The organism is Variovorax sp. LARHSF232 (genome assembly GCF_052871435.1).
In genome coordinates this window covers 1-18,104 of sequence record NZ_JBIXJS010000011.1, presented here as the reverse complement: position 1 = coordinate 18,104, position 18,104 = coordinate 1, and the positions used below count along the sequence as shown (strand labels likewise).

The 18,104-nt window shown below is 69.5% G+C and carries 14 protein-coding genes; 6 read left to right on the top strand and 8 right to left on the bottom strand.

The genetic code is table 11. The features are described from left to right. Nucleotides 1–56: 56 nt before the first annotated feature. Nucleotides 57–2,912 carry a LuxR C-terminal-related transcriptional regulator gene (locus ACIPRI_RS22510; protein ID WP_446623718.1) on the bottom strand — a complete coding sequence of 952 codons (2,856 nt, stop codon included), beginning with the start codon at nt 2,910–2,912 and terminating at the stop codon, nt 57–59. Nucleotides 2,913–3,069: 157 nt separating this feature from the next. Here ACIPRI_RS22510 and ACIPRI_RS22505 point away from each other — a divergent pair, with 157 nt between their 5' ends. From ACIPRI_RS22505 to ACIPRI_RS22495, 3 genes are read left to right on the top strand one after another with little or no spacing between them, the layout of a single operon-like run. Continuing rightward, on the top strand, nt 3,070–4,239 hold the full coding sequence (locus tag ACIPRI_RS22505) for a CaiB/BaiF CoA transferase family protein (protein ID WP_446623717.1): 1,170 nt from the start codon (nt 3,070–3,072) through the stop codon (nt 4,237–4,239). A 19-nt stretch (nt 4,240–4,258) separates the two neighbouring features. Then, nucleotides 4,259–5,008 carry an electron transfer flavoprotein subunit beta/FixA family protein gene (locus ACIPRI_RS22500; RefSeq protein ID WP_446623716.1) on the top strand — a complete coding sequence of 250 codons (750 nt, stop codon included), beginning with the start codon at nt 4,259–4,261 and terminating at the stop codon, nt 5,006–5,008. A gap of 2 nt (nt 5,009–5,010) precedes the next feature. Beyond that, nucleotides 5,011–5,940 carry an electron transfer flavoprotein subunit alpha/FixB family protein gene (locus tag ACIPRI_RS22495; RefSeq protein ID WP_446623715.1) on the top strand — a complete coding sequence of 310 codons (930 nt, stop codon included), beginning with the start codon at nt 5,011–5,013 and terminating at the stop codon, nt 5,938–5,940. 108 nt (nt 5,941–6,048) lie between these two features. On the opposite strand, the gene ACIPRI_RS22490 is transcribed toward ACIPRI_RS22495, so the two are convergent. From ACIPRI_RS22490 to ACIPRI_RS22460, 7 genes are all read right to left on the bottom strand, one after another. Continuing rightward, nucleotides 6,049–6,747 (bottom strand): alpha/beta hydrolase, encoded by a 699-nt coding sequence (locus tag ACIPRI_RS22490; protein ID WP_446623714.1) that lies wholly within the window; start codon nt 6,745–6,747, stop codon nt 6,049–6,051. Nucleotides 6,748–7,032: 285 nt separating this feature from the next. Next, nucleotides 7,033–8,037 carry a Bug family tripartite tricarboxylate transporter substrate binding protein gene (locus tag ACIPRI_RS22485; RefSeq protein WP_446623713.1) on the bottom strand — a complete coding sequence of 335 codons (1,005 nt, stop codon included), beginning with the start codon at nt 8,035–8,037 and terminating at the stop codon, nt 7,033–7,035. Between the two features lie 34 nt (nt 8,038–8,071). Continuing rightward, entirely contained in the window at nt 8,072–9,739 is a 1,668-nt protein-coding gene (locus tag ACIPRI_RS22480; protein ID WP_446623856.1) for a long-chain fatty acid--CoA ligase, read from the bottom strand. Nucleotides 9,740–9,847: 108 nt separating this feature from the next. Further along, nucleotides 9,848–11,080 (bottom strand): acyl-CoA dehydrogenase family protein, encoded by a 1,233-nt coding sequence (locus ACIPRI_RS22475; protein WP_446623712.1) that lies wholly within the window; start codon nt 11,078–11,080, stop codon nt 9,848–9,850. Nucleotides 11,081–11,120: 40 nt separating this feature from the next. Continuing rightward, nucleotides 11,121–12,275: an acyl-CoA dehydrogenase family protein gene (locus tag ACIPRI_RS22470; protein WP_446623711.1), complete on the bottom strand. Its 1,155-nt coding sequence runs from the start codon at nt 12,273–12,275 to the stop codon at nt 11,121–11,123. Nucleotides 12,276–12,301: 26 nt separating this feature from the next. Further along, nucleotides 12,302–13,111: an enoyl-CoA hydratase/isomerase family protein gene (locus ACIPRI_RS22465; protein WP_446623710.1), complete on the bottom strand. Its 810-nt coding sequence runs from the start codon at nt 13,109–13,111 to the stop codon at nt 12,302–12,304. A gap of 15 nt (nt 13,112–13,126) precedes the next feature. After that, complete coding sequence (locus ACIPRI_RS22460) at nt 13,127–13,978, bottom strand: SDR family oxidoreductase (protein ID WP_446623709.1); 852 nt, start codon at nt 13,976–13,978, stop codon at nt 13,127–13,129. A 172-nt stretch (nt 13,979–14,150) separates the two neighbouring features. Between ACIPRI_RS22460 and ACIPRI_RS22455 the strand changes: the two genes are divergently transcribed. The 3 genes from ACIPRI_RS22455 to ACIPRI_RS22445 form a co-directional block, all read left to right on the top strand. Further along, nucleotides 14,151–15,911 (top strand): long-chain-fatty-acid--CoA ligase, encoded by a 1,761-nt coding sequence (locus ACIPRI_RS22455; protein ID WP_446623708.1) that lies wholly within the window; start codon nt 14,151–14,153, stop codon nt 15,909–15,911. Beyond that, nucleotides 15,902–17,455, top strand: coding sequence for an acyl-CoA synthetase (locus tag ACIPRI_RS22450; protein ID WP_446623707.1), 1,554 nt, complete (start codon nt 15,902–15,904; stop codon nt 17,453–17,455). The genes ACIPRI_RS22455 and ACIPRI_RS22450 overlap by 10 nt, the downstream gene beginning before the upstream one ends. Before the next feature lie 6 nt (nt 17,456–17,461). Then, on the top strand, nt 17,462–18,104 hold a 643-nt coding region (locus tag ACIPRI_RS22445), incomplete at its 3' end, for an acyl-CoA dehydrogenase family protein (RefSeq protein WP_446623706.1).

Sequence of the window (18,104 nt, the reverse complement as noted above, 5' to 3'; positions counted from 1 at the left end):
CCATGTTCGGCGCCGCCAGCTCCAAAGGCCCCACCCGTGGCGGGTGGCGCAGTGCTTCAGCCGCCCATTGCAGTGCCGGCGCCGTCGCCTTCGCCCGCCCCGGCTTCCCAGCCGAGGTCGCGCACCCGCGCCACCGCCTCGTCGCGGCCGGACACGCGCAGCTTGCCGTAGATGCGGCTCAGGTACCACTTCACCGTCTCGGGCGACAGGCCCAGGGCGCGGGCGATCTTCTTGTTGGGCATGGCCTGGGCGAGCAGGCGCAGCATCTCGATCTCGCGCTCGTTGAAGTCCTGCAGGCCGATCGGCGTGGCGCCCCGCGCGGGCGCCTTGGCGCCGGCGGCGTGCGAGGGCGCGTCGGGCCGCGTGCGCAGCGCCAGCAGCCGCTCGACGTAGAAGGCCAGCAGCGGATCGAGCGTCTCGGTCTGGGCGAGTTCGCCCAGCATGCGGCGCGCCGTCGGGTCGGCGTCGATCAGGCTGCGCAACAGGCCCAGGCGGTGCCCGCGCTGCAAGGCGTCCTGTAGCTTGCGGCGGGCGGATTCGTAGCGCCCGAGCTGGGCGTCGACCGCCGCGCCGCGCACCAGGAGATGGGCCACGCTGCGCTGCCGGCCGCGCGCCTCGCAGCTGGCGATCAGGGTGGTGAGCTGGCTGGCGGCGCTCTCGAGTTCGCCCAGCGTGACGGCCAGGCGGATGCGCGCGCGCTGCGTCATCTCGCCGATCTCCCCACGCGATCCCGTTCCGGAGGCCGCGTCCGCATGGCGAGCCTCGAGCGCCTGGAGCCGGGCGAGCGCGGCCTCGGCAGCCATCAGTTCGCCCAGCAGCAGGCGGCAATGCACCTCGTCGGCCAGGCGGTGGGCCATCAGGCGGTCCAGCTGGTACCGGGTGGCGTAGGCCTCCAGCCGCTCCAGGTGGGCGAAGGCGCCGGGCGGATCGCCGGCCTGCCAGCAGGCGGCAGCCAGCACCCGGTAAACGCGCAGCACCGCGTCGGGAATCGCGATGCGCTCGAGCATGCCGACCTTGTCCTCGAGCAGCGCACGCGCCTGTCGAGCATCGCCCAGCTCGTAGAGCACGTCGGCCAGCAGGGCGAGCGCGAGGTAGCGCGCATCGACGCAGGCCTTTCCGGCCTGCTCGGCTTCGGCCGCCACGGCGCGCAGGACGCGCTCGGCCTGCGTCATCTTTCCCTCCATCGCGTAGCTGAGGCCGACCAGGCAGCGCCCATGCAGGCTGCCGGCGGCTGTCGCCACCAGAGGTACGCCGTCGACGGTCAGCGGCGGCGCGTCGAGCTGCACGCGGCGCGCCTGCTCGTAGTCGCCCCGCTGCATGTAGAGCCACGACAGCACGTTGCGGTGCACGCCGACGGCAAGCGGATCGGCGTCCGCCGGCACCTCGAGCAGTCGCGGCAGCATTGACAGGGCCGTGTCGGTGTCGTCGCGCTGGACCGCCAGCGCGGCCTGCAGGGCCGCGACGTGGAAGCGATGGGCGGTGGCGTCCGCGGGCAGTTCGCGTTCGAGCGCGTCGAGCGTCTTCGTGCAGGCGTCCAGGTCGCGCTCGAAGTACAGGGCGCGCACCAGCCACAGCCGCATGCTGAAGCTGCCCTGCACCTGTTCGGGCGGGAGCTGGCGCAGCAGCGCCGTCAGTTCGCGCTGCTCGCCGCGCACGATGAGCGAGTGCGCGCATTGGTCCACCAGCGCGGCCGCCTGCGCCGGCTCGCCGGCCTGCACGGCATGGCGCACGGCGTCTTCCAGCAGGCCGCGGTCGCGGAACCAGGCAAAGGCGCGGGCGTGCACGGTCTGCCGCGTGGGCTCGTCGAGGGCGGCCAGGCGGGTCAGCAGCGCCTCGCGCAGCAGTGGATGCAGGCGATACCAGGTCTCGGCCGGCTGGTTCTCGACCTGGAGCACGAACAGGTCTTCGCTCTCGAGCCGCAGCAGCAGCGTCGCGACCTCGGCCACCCTGTCGTTTGCACCGACGAGTGCGGCGCACAGCGGCGCGCAGATGCGCTTGCAGGCCGCGGCGTGCACGAGGATCTCGAGTTCGCCCGGCGACAGGCGTGAACACACCGCCTGCTCGAAATACTGCGTCAGCGCGACGGCATCGCGGGCCGGCAGGCCGGCGAAGGGCTGGCCCGCTTCGGCACGTCCGGATTCCTGTTGTTTCTTCTTCCAGTCGAGCGTGAAGAGGCGCAGGCCGGCCACCCAGCCCTCGCTGAGGTCGTGCAGGCTGCGGGCGGTGCGGGCATCGACCGCCTCGCCCAGCTGCGACTTCAGGTACTGGGCGCTCTCGGCCGCCGTGAAGCGCAGGTCGCGCTGGTCGAGTTCCAGGGTCTTCGCCTGGCTGCGAAGCCGGTCGAGCGACAGCCGCAAGTCGCCGCGCGCGGCGAGCACCAGGTGCAGGTTGGGCGGCGCATAGTCCAGCAGGCACTGCAACGCGTCCAGGATGGCCGGGTGGCGCAGGTGGTGGAGGTCGTCGAGCACCAGGGCCAGGTCGCGCGGATGGGCCGCGACGCCGCGCACCAGGGAGATGACCAGCCGCTCGATGGCGTCGGGGTCGGTGTCGATGTCGGCGGCAGCCTCCTTGAGCGGCGCGGGCTCGACCTGCGCCACGCTGGCGAGCAGGCCCTGGAGGAAGCGCGCGGGCTCGTCGTCCTGCGCGCCGGGCGCGAACCAGGCGAGGTCGAAGCCCAGCGGCACCAGGGCCTGGCGCCAGGCCGCGATGAGCGTGGACTTGCCTGCGCCGGCCGGGCCGGTGACGACGATGCAGCGCAGGCGCCGCGCCTCGAGCAGGCGCACCAGCAGATGCTCGCGCCCGACGATGCCCACGCCCGAGCGCTGCGCCGCCAGCACATTGGCGGGGCTGCTGCTTGGTGCCGCTTCGGGCAGGGCCGGCGGCTTGGCGGAAGGGGAGGTGCGCGATGGCATGGCGGGGTGCAGCGCCGTCCGCAGGACGGGTGTCGCCGGGATTGTGCAGCAGCAGGGGCGCGCGGCAACGCTGGCGGCCGGCCCCTACCCGATGCGGGTAGGGGTGCGCGCGGGGCCCTCTGCTCTACTTCATCCAGCAACGAAATTGGAGACTTCCATGGGTGTTTTGTCCGGCATTCGCGTCCTGGAGTTCGAGGCCATCGGCCCCGGGCCCTTCGGCACCATGCTGCTCGCCGACATGGGTGCCGACGTGATCCGCATCGATCGGCCAGTGGCCCATGCGGACCTCGGCCCCAAGGCCAGCGGTCCGCGTATCGACATCACCGGCCGCGGCCGCCGCTCGGTCACGCTCGACCTGAAGCAACCCGCCGCGGTGGCCACGGCGCTTGAGCTGATCGAGCGGGCCGACGTGGTGATCGAGGGCTTTCGGCCCGGCGTGATGGAAAAGCTGGGCCTGGGCCCTGACGTGGCGCTGGCGCGCAACCCGAAGCTGGTTTACGGCCGCATGACCGGCTGGGGCCAGACCGGCCCGCTGGCCGAGCGCGCGGGCCACGACCTGAACTACATCGCGCTGTCGGGCGTGCTCTCGGGCATCGGCCCGGCCGGCGGCAAGCCGACCGTGCCGCTCAACCTGGTGGGCGACTACGGCGGCGGCGGCATGCTGCTGGCCATGGGCGTTCTGGCTGCCTTGCTGAACGTGCAGCGCGGCGGTGCCGGCCAGGTGGTCGACGCGGCCATGATCGAAGGCGCGGCCCAGCTCGGCGCGGTGTTCTGGGGAATGATCGCCGGCGGCAACTGGAAGGAAGAGCGCGGCAGCAACTGGCTTGACGGCGGCGCGCCCTGGTACGACACCTATCGCACCGGCGACGGCCACTACATGACGGTCGGCGCGGTCGAAGGACGCTTCTATGCGGAACTGCTGACCAAGCTGGGGCTGGCCGATGCCGGCCTGCCTTCGCAGCATGACCGCGCCGGCTGGCCGCGCCTGCGCGAAGAATTCGAGCGCGTGTTCGCAAGCCGCACGCGTGACCAGTGGAGCGAGGTCTTCGACGGCAGCGACGCCTGCGTCGCGCCCGTGCTCGGCTTTGCCGAGGCGCCCAGCCATGCCCAGAACCGCGCGCGCGGCAGCTTCGTGAAGGTGGGTGGCGTGATGCAGCCCGGCCCGGCGCCGCGCTTTTCGGCCACGCCTTCGGCCCTGCCGCGCAGCGCCCCGGCCCGCGGCGAGCACGGCGCCGCCGCCCTGCGCGACTGGGGCTTCGATGCCGACGCCATCGCCCGCCTGCAGCAGCAGGGCCTGGGCCTGAGGGCGGACAACACAACTACCTGATGGATATGGAGAGCAGCCAATGAAAGCACTGGTCGCAGTGAAGCGCGTCCTGGACGCGAACGTGAAGGCGCAAGTCAGCGCCGACGGAACCGGCGTGAACCTCGCCAACATGAAGATGAGCATGAACCCCTTCGACGAGATCGCCGTCGAAGAGGCCGTGCGCCTGAAGGAGAAGGGCGTGGTGACCGAGATCATTGCGGTCTCGTGCGGCGAAGCGAAGTGCCAGGAGCAACTGCGCACCGCGATGGCCATCGGCGCCGACCGCGGCATCCTGGTCGAGACCACCGAGGAGTTGCAACCCCTGGCTGTGGCCAAGCTGCTGAAGGCGCTGGTCGACCAGGAGAAGCCCGAGCTGATCGTGCTGGGCAAGCAGGCCATCGACGACGACTGCAACCAGACCGGCCAGATGCTGGCCGCGCTGCTGAACGTGCCGCAAGCCACCTTCGCCTCGAAGGTCGAGATCGCCGACGGCGCTGCCGTCGTGACGCGCGAGGTCGACGGCGGCCTGGAGACGGTCAAGTTCCGCCTGCCCGCGGTGATCACCACCGACCTGCGCCTGAACGAGCCGCGCTACGTGACGCTGCCCAACATCATGAAAGCCAAGAAGAAGCCACTGGCCACCACCACGCCGACGGAGCTGCGCGTCGACATCGCGCCGCGCCTGACGACCCTGAACGTGGCCGAGCCGCCCAGGCGCGGTGCCGGCATCAAGGTGCCCGACGTGGCGGCGCTGATCGACAAACTGAAGAACGAAGCGAAGGTGATCTGACCATGTCCGTCCTTGTCATTGCCGAACACGACAACGGCGCCCTGAAGAGCGCGACCCTCAACACCGTCACTGCGGCCATCGCCTGTGGCGGAGAAGTCCACGTGCTGGTGACCGGGCACGGCGCGGCCGGCGCGGCGCAGGCCGCTTCGCAGATTGCCGGCGTCGCGAAGGTGCTGCATGCCGACGCGCTCCAACTGGCCGACCAACTGGTGGAAAACGTCGCGGCGCAGGTGCTGGCACAAGCCGGCGACTACAGCCACCTGCTGTTTCCGGCCACGGCCCACGGCAAGAACGTGGCGCCGCGCGTGGCGGCTGCGCTCGACGTGGCGCAGGTCTCCGAGATCACCCGCGTCGTCTCGTCGGACACCTTCGAGCGGCCGATCTATGCCGGCAACGCCATCGCCACCGTGCGCAGCAGCGATGCCGTCAAGGTTCTCACGGTGCGCGGCACTGGCTTCGACGCCGCCGCCACGGGTGGCAACGCAGCGATCGAGAGCGTGGCAGCCGTGGCCGACACCGGCGCCACCAGCCTGGTGGGCCGTGAAGTGACGAAGAGCGACCGTCCGGAGCTGACGGCCGCGAAGATCGTGGTCTCGGGCGGGCGTGCGCTGGGCTCCAGCGAGAAGTTCGCCGAGGTGCTGACGCCGCTGGCCGACAAGCTTGGCGCGGCGCTGGGCGCCAGCCGCGCTGCGGTCGATGCGGGCTACGCACCCAACGACTGGCAGGTCGGCCAGACCGGCAAGGTGGTCGCGCCGCAGCTCTACGTCGCCGCGGGCATCAGCGGCGCGATCCAGCACCTGGCGGGCATGAAGGATTCGAAGGTGATCGTCGCGATCAACAAGGACCCGGAAGCGCCGATCTTCAGCGTGGCGGACTATGGCCTGGAGGCCGACCTGTTCACCGCCGTGCCCGAGATCGTCGGCGCGCTCTGAGGCGAAAGGGGAGCCAAGGCATGGCACTTCTTCGGCAATGCCTGATGGAGCTTCGCGCCGCGGAGGCGGCGCGGGCGTCTCGATCACGAGGCGGGGCGGCGGATTCGTCTAACCCTTCGCAAGCCCAGCAGCCGCCTCGTGGACGAGCGCGGATACTTCCTCAGGCATGGATGCCAGCGAAGCATGGCTCGCCGCCAGCGTGACCGTCTTTCTCGTGTTCATCCTTGTCGACATCATCGCCTGGTTGTCCGGATGGATCATCCGATCCTCGCTGGAGATCTGGTACCAGGTGGGCTTCTTTTTCCACGCAGGCGCCGTAACGGGATCGCCAAACGTGCTGGCCAGTGGCGCTTTCTGGGTTACCGCCATCACCAAGGCTTCGTCCGCAGTCAGGTCCTGGCAGAAGCTCTCGTGGAACTTCTCGGGCTTGATCCAGAGGTAGCCGTCGCTGTCGGGAGCGAGATTGGGCACCGCGGCGGGCGGATGCCCCTGGGTGATGCCACCGGGGCTTTCGCCGGCATCGGGAGCGAATGCCGCGATGTAGACAAGCCCGACCACGTTGGGCTGGTCGCCGGCTTCGGTGATGACCGCACCGCCGTAGGAGTGCCCTACCAACAAGACCGGGCCTTTCACCTGCGCCACCATCTTGCGGGTGCGTTCAGCATCATCGGCCAGCGAGGTCAATGGGAGTTCAACGGCACGGATCGACCCATAGCCTTTGCGTGCCAGTTCAACAATTACTTTGCTCCAGTGGGCCGCTCCGCCCCAGAAACCATGCACTAGAACGATCGTGGTTTGGTTGCTCATCGCTGACTCCTTGAAGTAGAAGACTCGCCGGCTGTCGTGGGTACCCATGGCCCGTCGGCGTTTGGCCATGCCTATGCGGGGAACCAGCGCGACCGCCGGTATCCTTGCTTCATGCTGCGCCTTGCGATGATGTCGCGCCTACGGTTGCTTGGGCGGATTGCTGATCGAGAAGGGGGCGGTCTGAAGGGGCATGAAGCGGCTCCGTGGTGGTCGGGTACAGCGTTTCGCCAGCGGATGTGTCAGTTTGCTTGGTGCATCGCTGGTAGGGGTCCACGGCGCGTGGGTTCAATCCATCCGAATATTCGCGTCCTTGACGATCTTCGCCCACCGCGGCGTGTCTCGCCGCATCACCGCCACAAGCTCCTCGGGAGTGCTGCCCACAGGCTCCATCCCCATGTCGGCGAGCCGCCGGCTCACTTCGGGGCCCTTGACCTCGGCCGAGATGACTTCCGCCAGCCGGGCGACGACCGGCGCCGGCGTGGCGGTCGGCACGAACATCGCCATGAAGCCGTTCGACTCGAAGCCGGCGTAGCCCAATTCGCCCAGGGTCTTGAGCTGCGGCAGCGGCTTGAAGTGCTGAGTGCCCGTCATCGCGATGAAGCGGATCTTGTCGCTCTGGAGCTGGGCGTTGGCGGTGGACTGGTCGACGAAGGCGGCGTCGAGTTGGCCGCCCAGCAGGTCGGTCAGCATCGGCGCGGCGCCCTTGTAAGGCACGTGGATCAGCTCGATGCCGGCACGCTGCCTGAGCAACTCGCCATGCAGATGCGAGGAGGTGCCGGTACCGTAGGAGCCGATGCTCAGCTTGCCCGGCTGCGCCTTGGCCAGGGCGATGAATTCGGGCAGCGACTTGGCCGGCAGCTTCGACGACACCGCCAGCAGGTCCGAGCCCAGCGCCAGCAGCGACACCGGCGCGAAGTCCCTGGCGAAGTTGACCGGGATGTTGGGCATCATCGCCGGCAGCTGGATCATCGAGGTAATGCCCAGGTACAGCGTGGTGCCGTCGGCCGGCGCGCCCAGCACGTTCTGCGCCGCCACGATGCCCGCGGCGCCCGGCTTGTTGTCTACCAGCACCGGCTGGCCCAGCGCCTTGCTCATGCCGATGGCAAGGCTGCGCCCCAGCAGGTCGGTGCCGCCGCCCGGCGGGCCGGGCACGACGATGCGCAGCGCCTTTTCGGGCCACTTGCCGGCGGCGCCGCCCTGCGCATGGGCGAGTGGCGTGATCAGCGCGGGCAGGGCGGCCAGCGAGAGCGAGGACAGCAGGAAGCTTCTGCGATCGGTGGATTTCATCATGTCGGTTGTCTCCGTGGTTTCGTGATTGGATGAATCAGTGGGCAGCGGCCGCGTGGCCGGCCTCCGGCCGGGCCGCCGTTCTGGCCTGCTCCAGCTCCTGCAACTCGCGCCAGGCGATCTTTCCGGTGGGGCCCTTGGGCAGGCTGGCGACGATCTCGACGATGCGCGGCGCCTTGTAGGTGGCCATGTGCTCCTTGCACCAGGTCAGCAGCTCGTCGGCGGTGTCGCGAGCGCCGGCGCGCAGCGCGATGACGGCCTTCACCGTCTCGCCGCGCTTCTCGTCGGGCGACGAGATCACGCAGGCCTCGAGGATGCGCGGGTGTGTGTTGAGGCTCGCCTCCACCTCCGCGGGCCACACCTTGTAGCCCGAAGCATTGATCATTCGCTTCAGACGGTCGCGCATGAAGACGTAGCCCTCCTCGTCGACGCTCGCCAGGTCGCCGGTGCGCAAGAAGCGCTTGCCGTCGATCACGATGAAGCTCTCGGCGTTGGCCTGCGGCTTGTTCCAGTAGCCCAGCATCACCTGCGCGCCGTGCACCACGATCTCGCCGACCTCGCCCTGCGGCACCGGCTGCAGGCTCTCGGGGTCGACGATGCGCAGGTCGACGCCGAAGGTGGGCACGCCCAGGCAGCCGCGCTTGGGCCGGTGGACCGGGTTGGTGCACAGGAAGGACGCCGTTTCGGTCATGCCGTAGCCCTCGACGTATTCCAGCCCGTAACGCTGCTTGAGGATGTCGTTGATGTGCTGCGGCGTGGCGGCGCCGCCGCCGGTCACGATGTAGAGGCTGCGCAGGTCGCGGTCCTCGATGCCTGGCTGGGCGAAGAAGTCCACCAGCATCGCCGGCAGCGCGGCCCAGAAGCTGACGCGGTGGCGCTCGATCAGCTCCGCCGCCGCCTCGCGCTCCCAGCGCGGCAGCAGCACGATGGTCGCGCCGGCATAGATCGCGGGATTGACGTTGGTCTGCAGGCCCAGCAGGTGGAAGAGCGGCGCCACCGCCAGGATCACCGACTCCTGATTGACGCGGCGCCACACGGTGCCGCCCACGAAGGAGGTCATCACGGTGCGGTGCGTGTGCACGCAGGCCTTGGGGGCGCCGGTGGTGCCCGAGGTGTAGGGCAGCATGCACAGGTCGTCCGGGCCGGCCTGGTGCGGCGCGGGTTTCAGGCAGCGGTCCAGTGCCGCCTGCCAGCGCCCGGCACCGGCCGGCAGCGGCGCCGCGGACGATGGCTGGCGCACCCAGGCGGGAACGGGCAGGCCCGCATCGGTGGAGCCCAGCGCATCGCCGTAGGCATGCACGACCACGTGGCGCAGGCAGGTTCGGCCGAGCAGCGGGCTGATCTGCGGCAGAAGTTCCTCGCCCACGAAAGCGGCCACCGCGCCGCTGTCCTCGACGATGTGACACAGCTCGTCTTCCAGCAGCATGGCGTTGACCGGCACGAAGCAGGCGTCCGCACGCAGGATGGCGAGGTAGGCGGCGATGAACTGCGGGCAGTTCTGGCTGAACACCACCACGCGGTCGCCGCGCTTGATGCCGCACGCCTGCTGCAGGTAGCCCGCCATGTGCTCCACGTCCTGCAGCAGCCGCGCATAGGAGATGGCGTTGCCGTAGAACTGGATCGCGGTCTTGTCGGGAAAGCGACGCGCCGAGATCGCCAGGTTCTCGAACACGCTGGTCTGCGGGATGTTCACCGCGCCGGGCATGCCGGCGGCCGCATGGCGCGGATCGACCCGCAGGGCGCCGGTCGGGCGCTCGATCACGCCCTCGGGCGTGGGATGGGGATGGCTGAATGACATGACTGGGCTCCGCTCTCAGAACGCCGTGTCGCCGTCGAGCAGGCGCCGGGCGATGGTGCGGCGCTGTATCTCGGAGGTGCCGTCCGGGATGCGCATGGTGCGCACGAAACGGTAGCCCTCTTCCAGCCGCAGCTCGTTGGTCAGGCCCATGCCGCCATGGACCTGGATGCAGCGGTCGAACACTCGGCCGGCCGCCTCGGTGGAGAAGGCCTTGACGATCGACACCTCCTTGGTCGCCGCCTGGCCTTGGTCGACCAGCCAGGCCACGTGCCGGATCATCGACTTCACCGCGTAGATGTCCATCGCGCACTCGGCCAGCATGATCTGCACCGCCTGGTGCTCGGCGATGGGCTGGCCGAAGGTCTTGCGCACCTTCGAATAGTCCAGCGCCTGGTCCAGCGCCCAGCGCGCCAGGCCGAGGCAGGAGGCCGCCATGCTCAGGCGCCCGGCGTTCACGCCGTCCAGCGCCACCGACAGCCCGCGGTCGACCGGGCCGAGCCGGTGCGTGTCGGGCACCCGCACCTGGTCGAGGCTCACGATGCCGATGTCGGCGCCCAGGTGGCCCATCACCGGGATCACGCTCGGCACCGAGAAGCCGGGCGCGTCGGTGGGCATCAGGAAGCCGGTGATCCCGCCCTTGTGCGCGCGCGCCTTCTCCTCGTCGGTGACGGCGAAGACCATGGCGAAATCGGCGTACGGCGCGTTGGTGATCCACTGCTTGGTGCCGGTGATCAGCCAGTCGTCGCCGTCGCGCACGGCGCGGGTGCGCATGCCGAACACGTCGGAGCCGGCATCGGGTTCGGACAGGCCGAAGCACAGCGTCTTCTCGCCGCTGGCGATTCGCGCCTGCAGGCTATCGAACACCGCGCGGTCCAGGTGTTTGAGCACCGGCGTCAGCCCGTTGGTGAAGGGCGAAGGCAGCACCACGGTCTGCACCAGGTGGCGCGAGGGGCCCACGTGGTGATTGAGCCGCTCTTGCAGGTACACGGCCGCCTGCGCGCCCAGGCCGCCGCCGCCCAGCGCTTCGTCGGACAGCGCGGTGTAGAAGCCCAGTTCGGCCGAGCGCATGCGCACCTGCCGGCGCAGCTGCATCACCTGCGGCGCATAGCGGCCGTCCTCGGTGTAGGCGCGGCGCTCGTTGTCCAGCAGCGCGCGGTGTTCGTGCTCGAGCGGTGCGACTTCGCGGTCGATGAACTTGATCAGCGAATCGCCGATCTCGACCCAGTCGGTGGGAATGTCGAAGTCCATGGTGTCGATTTCCTGTCTCTTGTCGTTGGAGGCGCGGCTGTCAGCGGAAGGCGCCGATACCCACCAGTTCGCGGCCCTGGATGAGCGCGAGGATTCCGTTCATGCCGTCGGGCACCTGGAACATGCGGGCGTCGCGCCACATGCGCTCGATGCCCAGTTCACGGCTGATGCCCATGCCGCCATGCACCTGCATGCACAGCTGGATGGCCCGCTCGCAGGCCTGCGTGGCATGGCGCTTGGCCATCGCCGAGCTGCCGTTGGCGCGCAGGCCGCGGTCGATGGCGTCGAGCGCGCTGTAGCACATGAGGCGCGCGCTGACGATCAGCGTCTCGACGTCGGCCAGGTCCTGCTGCACCAGCTGGTGCGCGGCGATCGGCTTGCCGAACTGCTTGTGCGCCTTGGCGTGTTCGAGCGCGAGCTCGAAGGCCTTCTGCGCCAGGTGCACGCACATCAGGCCGAGCAGCGGCCGGTTGCCGTTCCAGGCCAGGGTGAGCGTCTTGGCCGCGTCGCCGGCTTCGCCGATGATGTTGCCGGCCGGCGCGCGCGTGGCCTCGAACACCACCTCGCTCAGGTGGCCCTGCTGCAGGCCCATCACCGGTGTCTCGCGCACCTCGAATTCGCTCTCGCTGCGGTCCAGCAGGATGCGGCGCGCGATGTTGCGGCCGTTGTCGTCCTGGCCCAGGGTGCACGAGACGTTGATCACGTCCGCGACGGAGGCGTTGGTGATCCACATCTTGCTGCCCGTCACCCAGGCCTCGTCACCCTCGATCTTCAGGCGTGTGCGCACCGCCCCCGAATCCGAGCCGGCGCCGGCCTCGGTGTTGGCGGTGCAGGCGATCTTTCGGCCCGCGATCAGATCGGGCAGGTAGCGCGCGCGGATGTCTTCGGGGCAGCCGGCATGGATGCGCGAGATGGTGCCCTCGTGCGAGATGAGGGAGAGTGCCACCACCGGCGGCAACTGCTCGATCATCAGCCCGTAGTCCAGCATCTTCAGCCCGCCGCCGCCGGCCTCGACCGGGATGCGCGGCGCGGTGATGCCCAGCTCGGCCAACGCGGCATAGATCTCCAGCATCGCCGCCTTGGGCAGCGGCTGGTCGACGGGGTGGCGCGCCAGCACCGGCTCGATGCGCTCGCGCGCCATGCGCCGGGCGGCATCGACCATCATTTCCTGGTCGTCGGAAAGGGAGAAGTTCATGGCAGGGATGTCTCGTGTTCGGAAGGTCAGGCGCCGCGGTAGGCCGGCGGGCGCTTCTCTGCGAAGGCCTTGCGGCCCTCGATGCGGTCCTGGCTGTCGCGCAGCAGGCCCCAGTGCAGGTTGGACTGTTCGACAAAGTCGCGCGGCGCGAGGTGCGCGGTCTGCACGGCCAGGCGCTTGATGGTCTGCACCGCGAGCGGTCCGTTGGCCGCGATGCGCCGCGCAATGGCCATCGCGCTGTCCATCAGGGCCGCCGCCGGCACCACGTCGCTCACCAGGCCGATGCGCTCGGCGTTCTGGGCGTCGATGCGGTCGCCGGTCAAGGCCAGTTTCATCGCGTGGGCTGCGGGAATGGCGCGCAGCAGGTACTGCACGCCGCCCACCGCCGGAATGCTCGCCACTTTTGCCTCGGGCAGCGCGAAGGAGGCGTTCTCGGCCGCGATGCGCAGGTCGCACTGCAGGGCGAGCTCGAGCCCGCCGCCCAGGCAGTAGCCGTTGATGGCGGCGATGAGCGGCTTCCACAGCTCGAGGTCCGACAGGTCGATCAGGCGCGTGTAGCCGCCCATGCGCGACTCGGCTTCGCGCCCGCGCAGGTTGCCGGCGGCAAAGCCGGTCGCTGGCGGCAACGTCGCCTTGAGGTTGGCTCCGGTGCAGAAGGCCTTCTGCCCGCTGCCGGTAAGCACGATGGCGCGCACCGCATCGTCGTCGCGGCACTGTGCCAGGCACTCGCGCAGCGCCAGCAGGTCGTCGATGGCCAGCGCATTGAGCGACTGTGGCGCATCGAGCGTGACCACGGCCACGTGACCTTCTTCATCGAGGCGGTACTGGACGGCCATGGCGCTTCCTTTTTCTCAGACGCTGGGGCTGGACAAAGAGCGCCCGCCGCAGACGTAGATCGTCTGCCCCGTGATGTACGAGGCCTGCGGGCTCGCGAACATCAGCACGGCGTGGGCGATGTCGTCCGGCCGGCCGATGCGGCCCACCGGAATGGTCGCCATGATCTTCGCGCGCTGTTCCTCGCTGAGCGGCGCCAGGATCGGCGTGTCGATCGCGCCGGGGGCGATGGCGTTCGAGGTGATGCCGTGCTTGGCGAGCTCGATCGCCATCGTGCGCGTCAGGCTGATGACGCCGCCCTTGGCTGCCGAGTAGTTGGCCTGCCCGAAGCCGCCCAGCCAGGCGCGCGACGAGATGTTTACGATGCGTCCGTGCCCCAGCGCAGGCTGGGGCAGGGGGCCGGGCCGGGCATGGGTGGCGCGAAGGCCGCCGCGCTCGCGGCCCAGGGCGAACAGGGTCTGCACGGCGGTGGTGGCCGCCGGGCCCATCAGTTCCGTCAGGTGGGTGCACCCCTTGGCGCCGCCCACCAGGGCGCGGACTTTCTTGGTGAAGCCCGGCCCGATCTTCAGGCCGACCAGGGCGTCGTAGATGGCATTGCTTTCTGCGCACCAGGGCGTGGGGGCGGCCTCGGTGCGTACCTGGATGCCGCGGATCACCAGTTGGGCGTCCACCGTCAGCACGAGGTGCATGCGGTGCAGATCCTCGCCGGGCCTCAGCGGCTTGAAAAAAAGGTCGGAGCCGTTGGGCGAGATGTCGCGCATGGTGCTTTCCACGTCGACCAAGCCATCGTCGCGCAGGTAGCCGTTGCAGACGATCTCGCGGGTATGGACCAGGCGGCGCGCGGGGGCAGGGGGCGTTGGGAAATCCATGGGGTGTGTCCTGTGAGTCCTGTGCAGTGGGCTCCCGCATATTCCCCAAGCCGCGGCGTCCCGCCACTACCCCTGGCGGGTGGTCGTGCCACCCGATCGGGGTGGCCGCGCCGACGGTGGCGCGCGGTCTACTCGAAGCCATCCAAGAGACACGGCACATCCGGACGGCACCATGCACGCACCCACGAGCGCAACCCACCCTTGCCCCACGCCCCCTGGCGTGATCGAGCGCCCGGGCGGCGCCCTGCGCATCGACCCGGCGCGCGCCCGGGCCGGCCTCCCGCGCGAGGCCCATATCCCCGAGACCAGCCTGTTTCGAAACCTGGAGACCTCGGCCCGGCGCTACCCCGCCAAGATCGCGGTGCAATTCTTCGGCAATGCGGTGCGCTACGCCGAGCTGTTGGCCGAGGCCGAGACCATGGCCGGCTACCTCCAACGGGTGTGCGGCGTGGCACCCGGCGACCGTGTGCTCGTCTTCAGCCAGAACTGCCCGCAGTTCATCGCCGCCTACTTCGCCATCCTGCGGGCCGACGCGGTCTTCGTGCCGGTCAACGCCATGCTGGTGCGCAAGGAACTCGAGCACATCGTGCAGGACAGCGGCGCCGTGGCGGCCTTCGCGGCGAGCGAACTGCTGGATCGCATCGCGCCGCTGGTCGGCACCGGCGGGTTGCGGCATCTGGTGGTGCATGCCTATGGCGACGCGCTGGGCGACGCCGGCGAAGACCCCGACCTGGTGCCGCCCGACTGGGTGCGCACGCGCATGGCGCATGTCGCGCTGCCGCCGGCCGTCGTGTCCTGGCAGGCCGCGCTGGCACAGGATCGCGTGCCCGAGCCGCACCGCGCCGGCCCCGACGACCTGTGCATGCTGCCCTACACCTCGGGCACCACCGGCAAGCCCAAGGCCTGCGTGCACACGCATCGCACGGTGATGACCTCCTGCGTCGGCTCCTCGCTGTGGCGCCGCACGAATCCGTCGTCGGTCTACTTGGCCGTGGCGCCCCTGTTTCACCTGCTGGGCCTGCAGAACAACGTCAACTCGGCGATCTTCTGGGGCGGCACTATCGTGCTGATGCCGCGCTGGGACCGAGAAGCCGCGGCGCTGCTGATCGAGCGCCATCGCGTGAGCTTCTGGGCCGCGCTGCCGGCCATGCTGGTGGACTTCTTCGCACAGCCGGGCATCGAGCAGCGCGACCTGTCCAGCCTGTCGGTGGTCACCGGCGGCGGGGCCGCCACGCCGCAGCATGTGAACGACATCCTGAAGAACCGCTACGGCCTGGACTATGTCGAAGGCTACGGGCTGACCGAGAGCGCTAACTTCCTGTGCGCCAACCCCATGCACCAGCCCAAGAAGGGTTGCCTTGGCGTGCCGACCTTCGGCGTCGACCTGCGCATCGTCGATCCGCAGACGCTGGCGCCGGTGCCGCAAGGCGAGGTCGGCGAGATCGTGGTGCACGCCGCGCAGATCATGCTGGGCTACTGGAAACATGCACAGGCCAACGCCGAGAGCTTCTTCGTGCGGGACGGCAAGCGCTACTTCCGCACCGGCGACCTGGCCAGCATGGACGAGGAGGGCTACGTCTTCATGCGCGATCGCATCAAGCGGATGATCAATGCGTCGGGCTTCAAGGTCTGGCCGGCCGAGGTCGAGGCCGCGCTGCACGCGCACCCGGCCATCCTCGAAGCCTGCGTGATCGCCGCGCCCGATGCGCGCCGCGGCGAGACGGTGAAGGCAATGGTCACTCTGCGGAGTGGCAGCCAGGACGACAGCGCCAGCCTGCTGGCCTGGTGCCGCGAGCACATGGCGGCCTACAAGGCGCCGCGCATCGTGCAGATCGTGGATGCGCTGCCCAAGTCGGCCACCGGAAAGATCGCCTGGCGCGAACTGCAGGAGCAGGAAGCACAAGCGGCACAGGAGACGGCACCATGTCCATGACCCTTGCGCTGCGGCGCTCGATCCAGGCCACGCCCCAGCGCACGGCCACCGTGTTCCACCAGCGGCGCCAGAGCTTCCGCGCGTTCGGCGACCGCGTGGCGCGCTTGGCCGGCGCCTTGCAGGCCCTGGGCATGAAGCCGGGCGACCGGGTCGGCATGCTGGGTGTCAACTCCGACCGCTGGCTGGAGGTGCTGATGGGCGTCTGGTGGGGCGGCGGCGTGCTCAATCCGGTCAACACGCGCTGGAGCGTGCCGGAGATCGTCTATTCGCTGGACGACTGCGACACGGGCATTCTCGTGGTCGACGATCACTTCCTCGGCCGCGTCGAAGGCATTCGCGCCACCGCCAAGCGGCCGCCGCTGTTCATTCATGCCGGCGAAGGCCCCGCGCCTGAAGGCATGCCGTCGCTGCAGGCCCTGATCGAAGCGGGCGCGCCGATCGAGGACGCAGACCGCGCCGGCACCGACCTGGCCTGCATCCTGTACACCGGCGGCACGACAGGCTTTCCCAAGGGGGTGATGCACAGCCATGGGACGCTGTGGTCCATCGGCATCCAGCGCCTGGCGCAGACACCGATGCCCGGCGACAGCATCGCGCTGCATGTGGCGCCGCTGTTCCACATGGGCGGCATCGGCCGCGCGCTGGTGCAGTTCATCGCCGGCGAAACGCATGTGCTGGCCACCGGCTTCGACGCCCGCGAGGTGCTGCAGACCATCGAGCGGGAGCGCGTCACCGACGTGCTGCTGGTGCCCACCATGCTGCAGGCGCTCATCACGCATCCGGAGTTCGACTGCTTCGACCTGGGCAGCCTGAAGCGCATGGTCTACGGCGCCTCGCCCATCGCCGAGCCGGTGCTCGAACGCGCGCTGACCCTGCTGCCGGGCGTGGCCTTCACACACTCCTACGGCATGACCGAACTGGGCGGCGCCACGTCGAACCCGCCGGAGAACCACGGCGCCGAAGGCCGCGCCTCGGGCCTGTCGCGCTCGGCCGGCCGCGCCACCTTCGGTGTGGTGGTGAAGGTGGTGGATGCGAACGGCCAGGAGCTGCCGCGCGGCGAAGTCGGCGAGCTGATCGCGTGCGGGCCCAACCTCATGCTCGGCTACTGGAACAAGCCCGAGGAAACGGCGCGCGCGCTGCAGGGTGGCTGGCTCTACACCGGCGACGGCGCCCGCATGGACGAGGGCGGCCATGTCTTCATCGTCGACCGACTGAAGGACATGATCGTGAGCGGCGGCGAGAACGTCTATTCGGCCGAGGTGGAGAACGTCATCGCGCGGCATCCGTCCGTGCAGGCCTGCGCCGTGATCGCGGTGCCGCATGCCCAGTGGGGCGAGGCGGTGCATGCGGTGGTGGTGCGCAAGCCCGGCGCACAGCTCGACGACGCGGACCTGCACGCGCATTGCCGGGGCTTCATCGCCGGCTACAAGTGCCCCAAGAGCATCGAGTTCCGCGAAGCCTTGCCGCTGTCGGCGGCGGGCAAGGTGCTCAAGCGCGAGTTGCGCGAACCCCATTGGGCGGGGCAGTCCCGCCATGTGAGCTGATATTCAATGAGTTACATCGCCCCCTTGAAGGACACGCTGTTCAACATCGAACATCTCGCTCGCATCGACCAGGTGGCTCAATGGCCAGGCTTCGAAGACGCAGGCCTCGACACGGCCCGGGCCGTGCTCGAGGAATGCGCACGCTTCAACCAGGACGTGATTGCGCCGCTCAATGCCGTTGGGGATCGCGAGCCCTCATGGTTCAAGGATGGAGAAGTCAGGACGACGCCGGGGTTCAAGGAGGCGTTCGCGCAGTTTGCCGCCGGAGGCTGGCAGGGCCTTGCGCATCCGGTCGAGTTCGGTGGGCAAGGACTGCCCAAGACGGTGGGGGCCGTCTGCGCGGAGATGCTTCATTCCGCCAACATGAGCCTGGCCCTGTGCCCCATGCTGAGCGACGGCGCGATCGAGGCGCTGCTGATGGCCGGCTCCGACGCGCTCAAGGCCACCTACCTGGAGAAGCTGGTCACGGGCCAATGGACCGGCACCATGAACCTGACCGAGCCGCAGGCCGGCAGTGACCTGGCCCTGGTGCGCAGCCGCGCCGAGCCGCAGGCCGACGGCAGCTACAAGGTCTTCGGCACCAAGATCTTCATCACCTACGGCGAGCACGACATGGCGCAGAACATCGTGCACCTGGTGCTGGCCCGCG

What these genes read in the sequence shown, in the direction of transcription:
- ACIPRI_RS22475 (WP_446623712.1), bottom strand. Translation starts at nt 11,080, where the DNA reads ATGGACTTCGACATTCCCACCGACTGGGTCGAGATCGGCGATTCGCTG.
- ACIPRI_RS22485 (WP_446623713.1), bottom strand. Translation starts at nt 8,037, where the DNA reads ATGATGAAATCCACCGATCGCAGAAGCTTCCTGCTGTCCTCGCTCTCG.
- ACIPRI_RS22505 (WP_446623717.1), top strand. Translation starts at nt 3,070, where the DNA reads ATGGGTGTTTTGTCCGGCATTCGCGTCCTGGAGTTCGAGGCCATCGGC.
- ACIPRI_RS22450 (WP_446623707.1), top strand. Translation starts at nt 15,902, where the DNA reads ATGTCCATGACCCTTGCGCTGCGGCGCTCGATCCAGGCCACGCCCCAG.
- ACIPRI_RS22510 (WP_446623718.1), bottom strand. Translation starts at nt 2,912, where the DNA reads ATGCCATCGCGCACCTCCCCTTCCGCCAAGCCGCCGGCCCTGCCCGAA.
- ACIPRI_RS22460 (WP_446623709.1), bottom strand. Translation starts at nt 13,978, where the DNA reads ATGGATTTCCCAACGCCCCCTGCCCCCGCGCGCCGCCTGGTCCATACC.
- ACIPRI_RS22465 (WP_446623710.1), bottom strand. Translation starts at nt 13,111, where the DNA reads ATGGCCGTCCAGTACCGCCTCGATGAAGAAGGTCACGTGGCCGTGGTC.
- ACIPRI_RS22500 (WP_446623716.1), top strand. Translation starts at nt 4,259, where the DNA reads ATGAAAGCACTGGTCGCAGTGAAGCGCGTCCTGGACGCGAACGTGAAG.
- ACIPRI_RS22490 (WP_446623714.1), bottom strand. Translation starts at nt 6,747, where the DNA reads ATGAGCAACCAAACCACGATCGTTCTAGTGCATGGTTTCTGGGGCGGA.
- ACIPRI_RS22455 (WP_446623708.1), top strand. Translation starts at nt 14,151, where the DNA reads ATGCACGCACCCACGAGCGCAACCCACCCTTGCCCCACGCCCCCTGGC.
- ACIPRI_RS22480 (WP_446623856.1), bottom strand. Translation starts at nt 9,739, where the DNA reads ATGCCCGGCGCGGTGAACATCCCGCAGACCAGCGTGTTCGAGAACCTG.
- ACIPRI_RS22470 (WP_446623711.1), bottom strand. Translation starts at nt 12,275, where the DNA reads ATGAACTTCTCCCTTTCCGACGACCAGGAAATGATGGTCGATGCCGCC.
- ACIPRI_RS22495 (WP_446623715.1), top strand. Translation starts at nt 5,011, where the DNA reads ATGTCCGTCCTTGTCATTGCCGAACACGACAACGGCGCCCTGAAGAGC.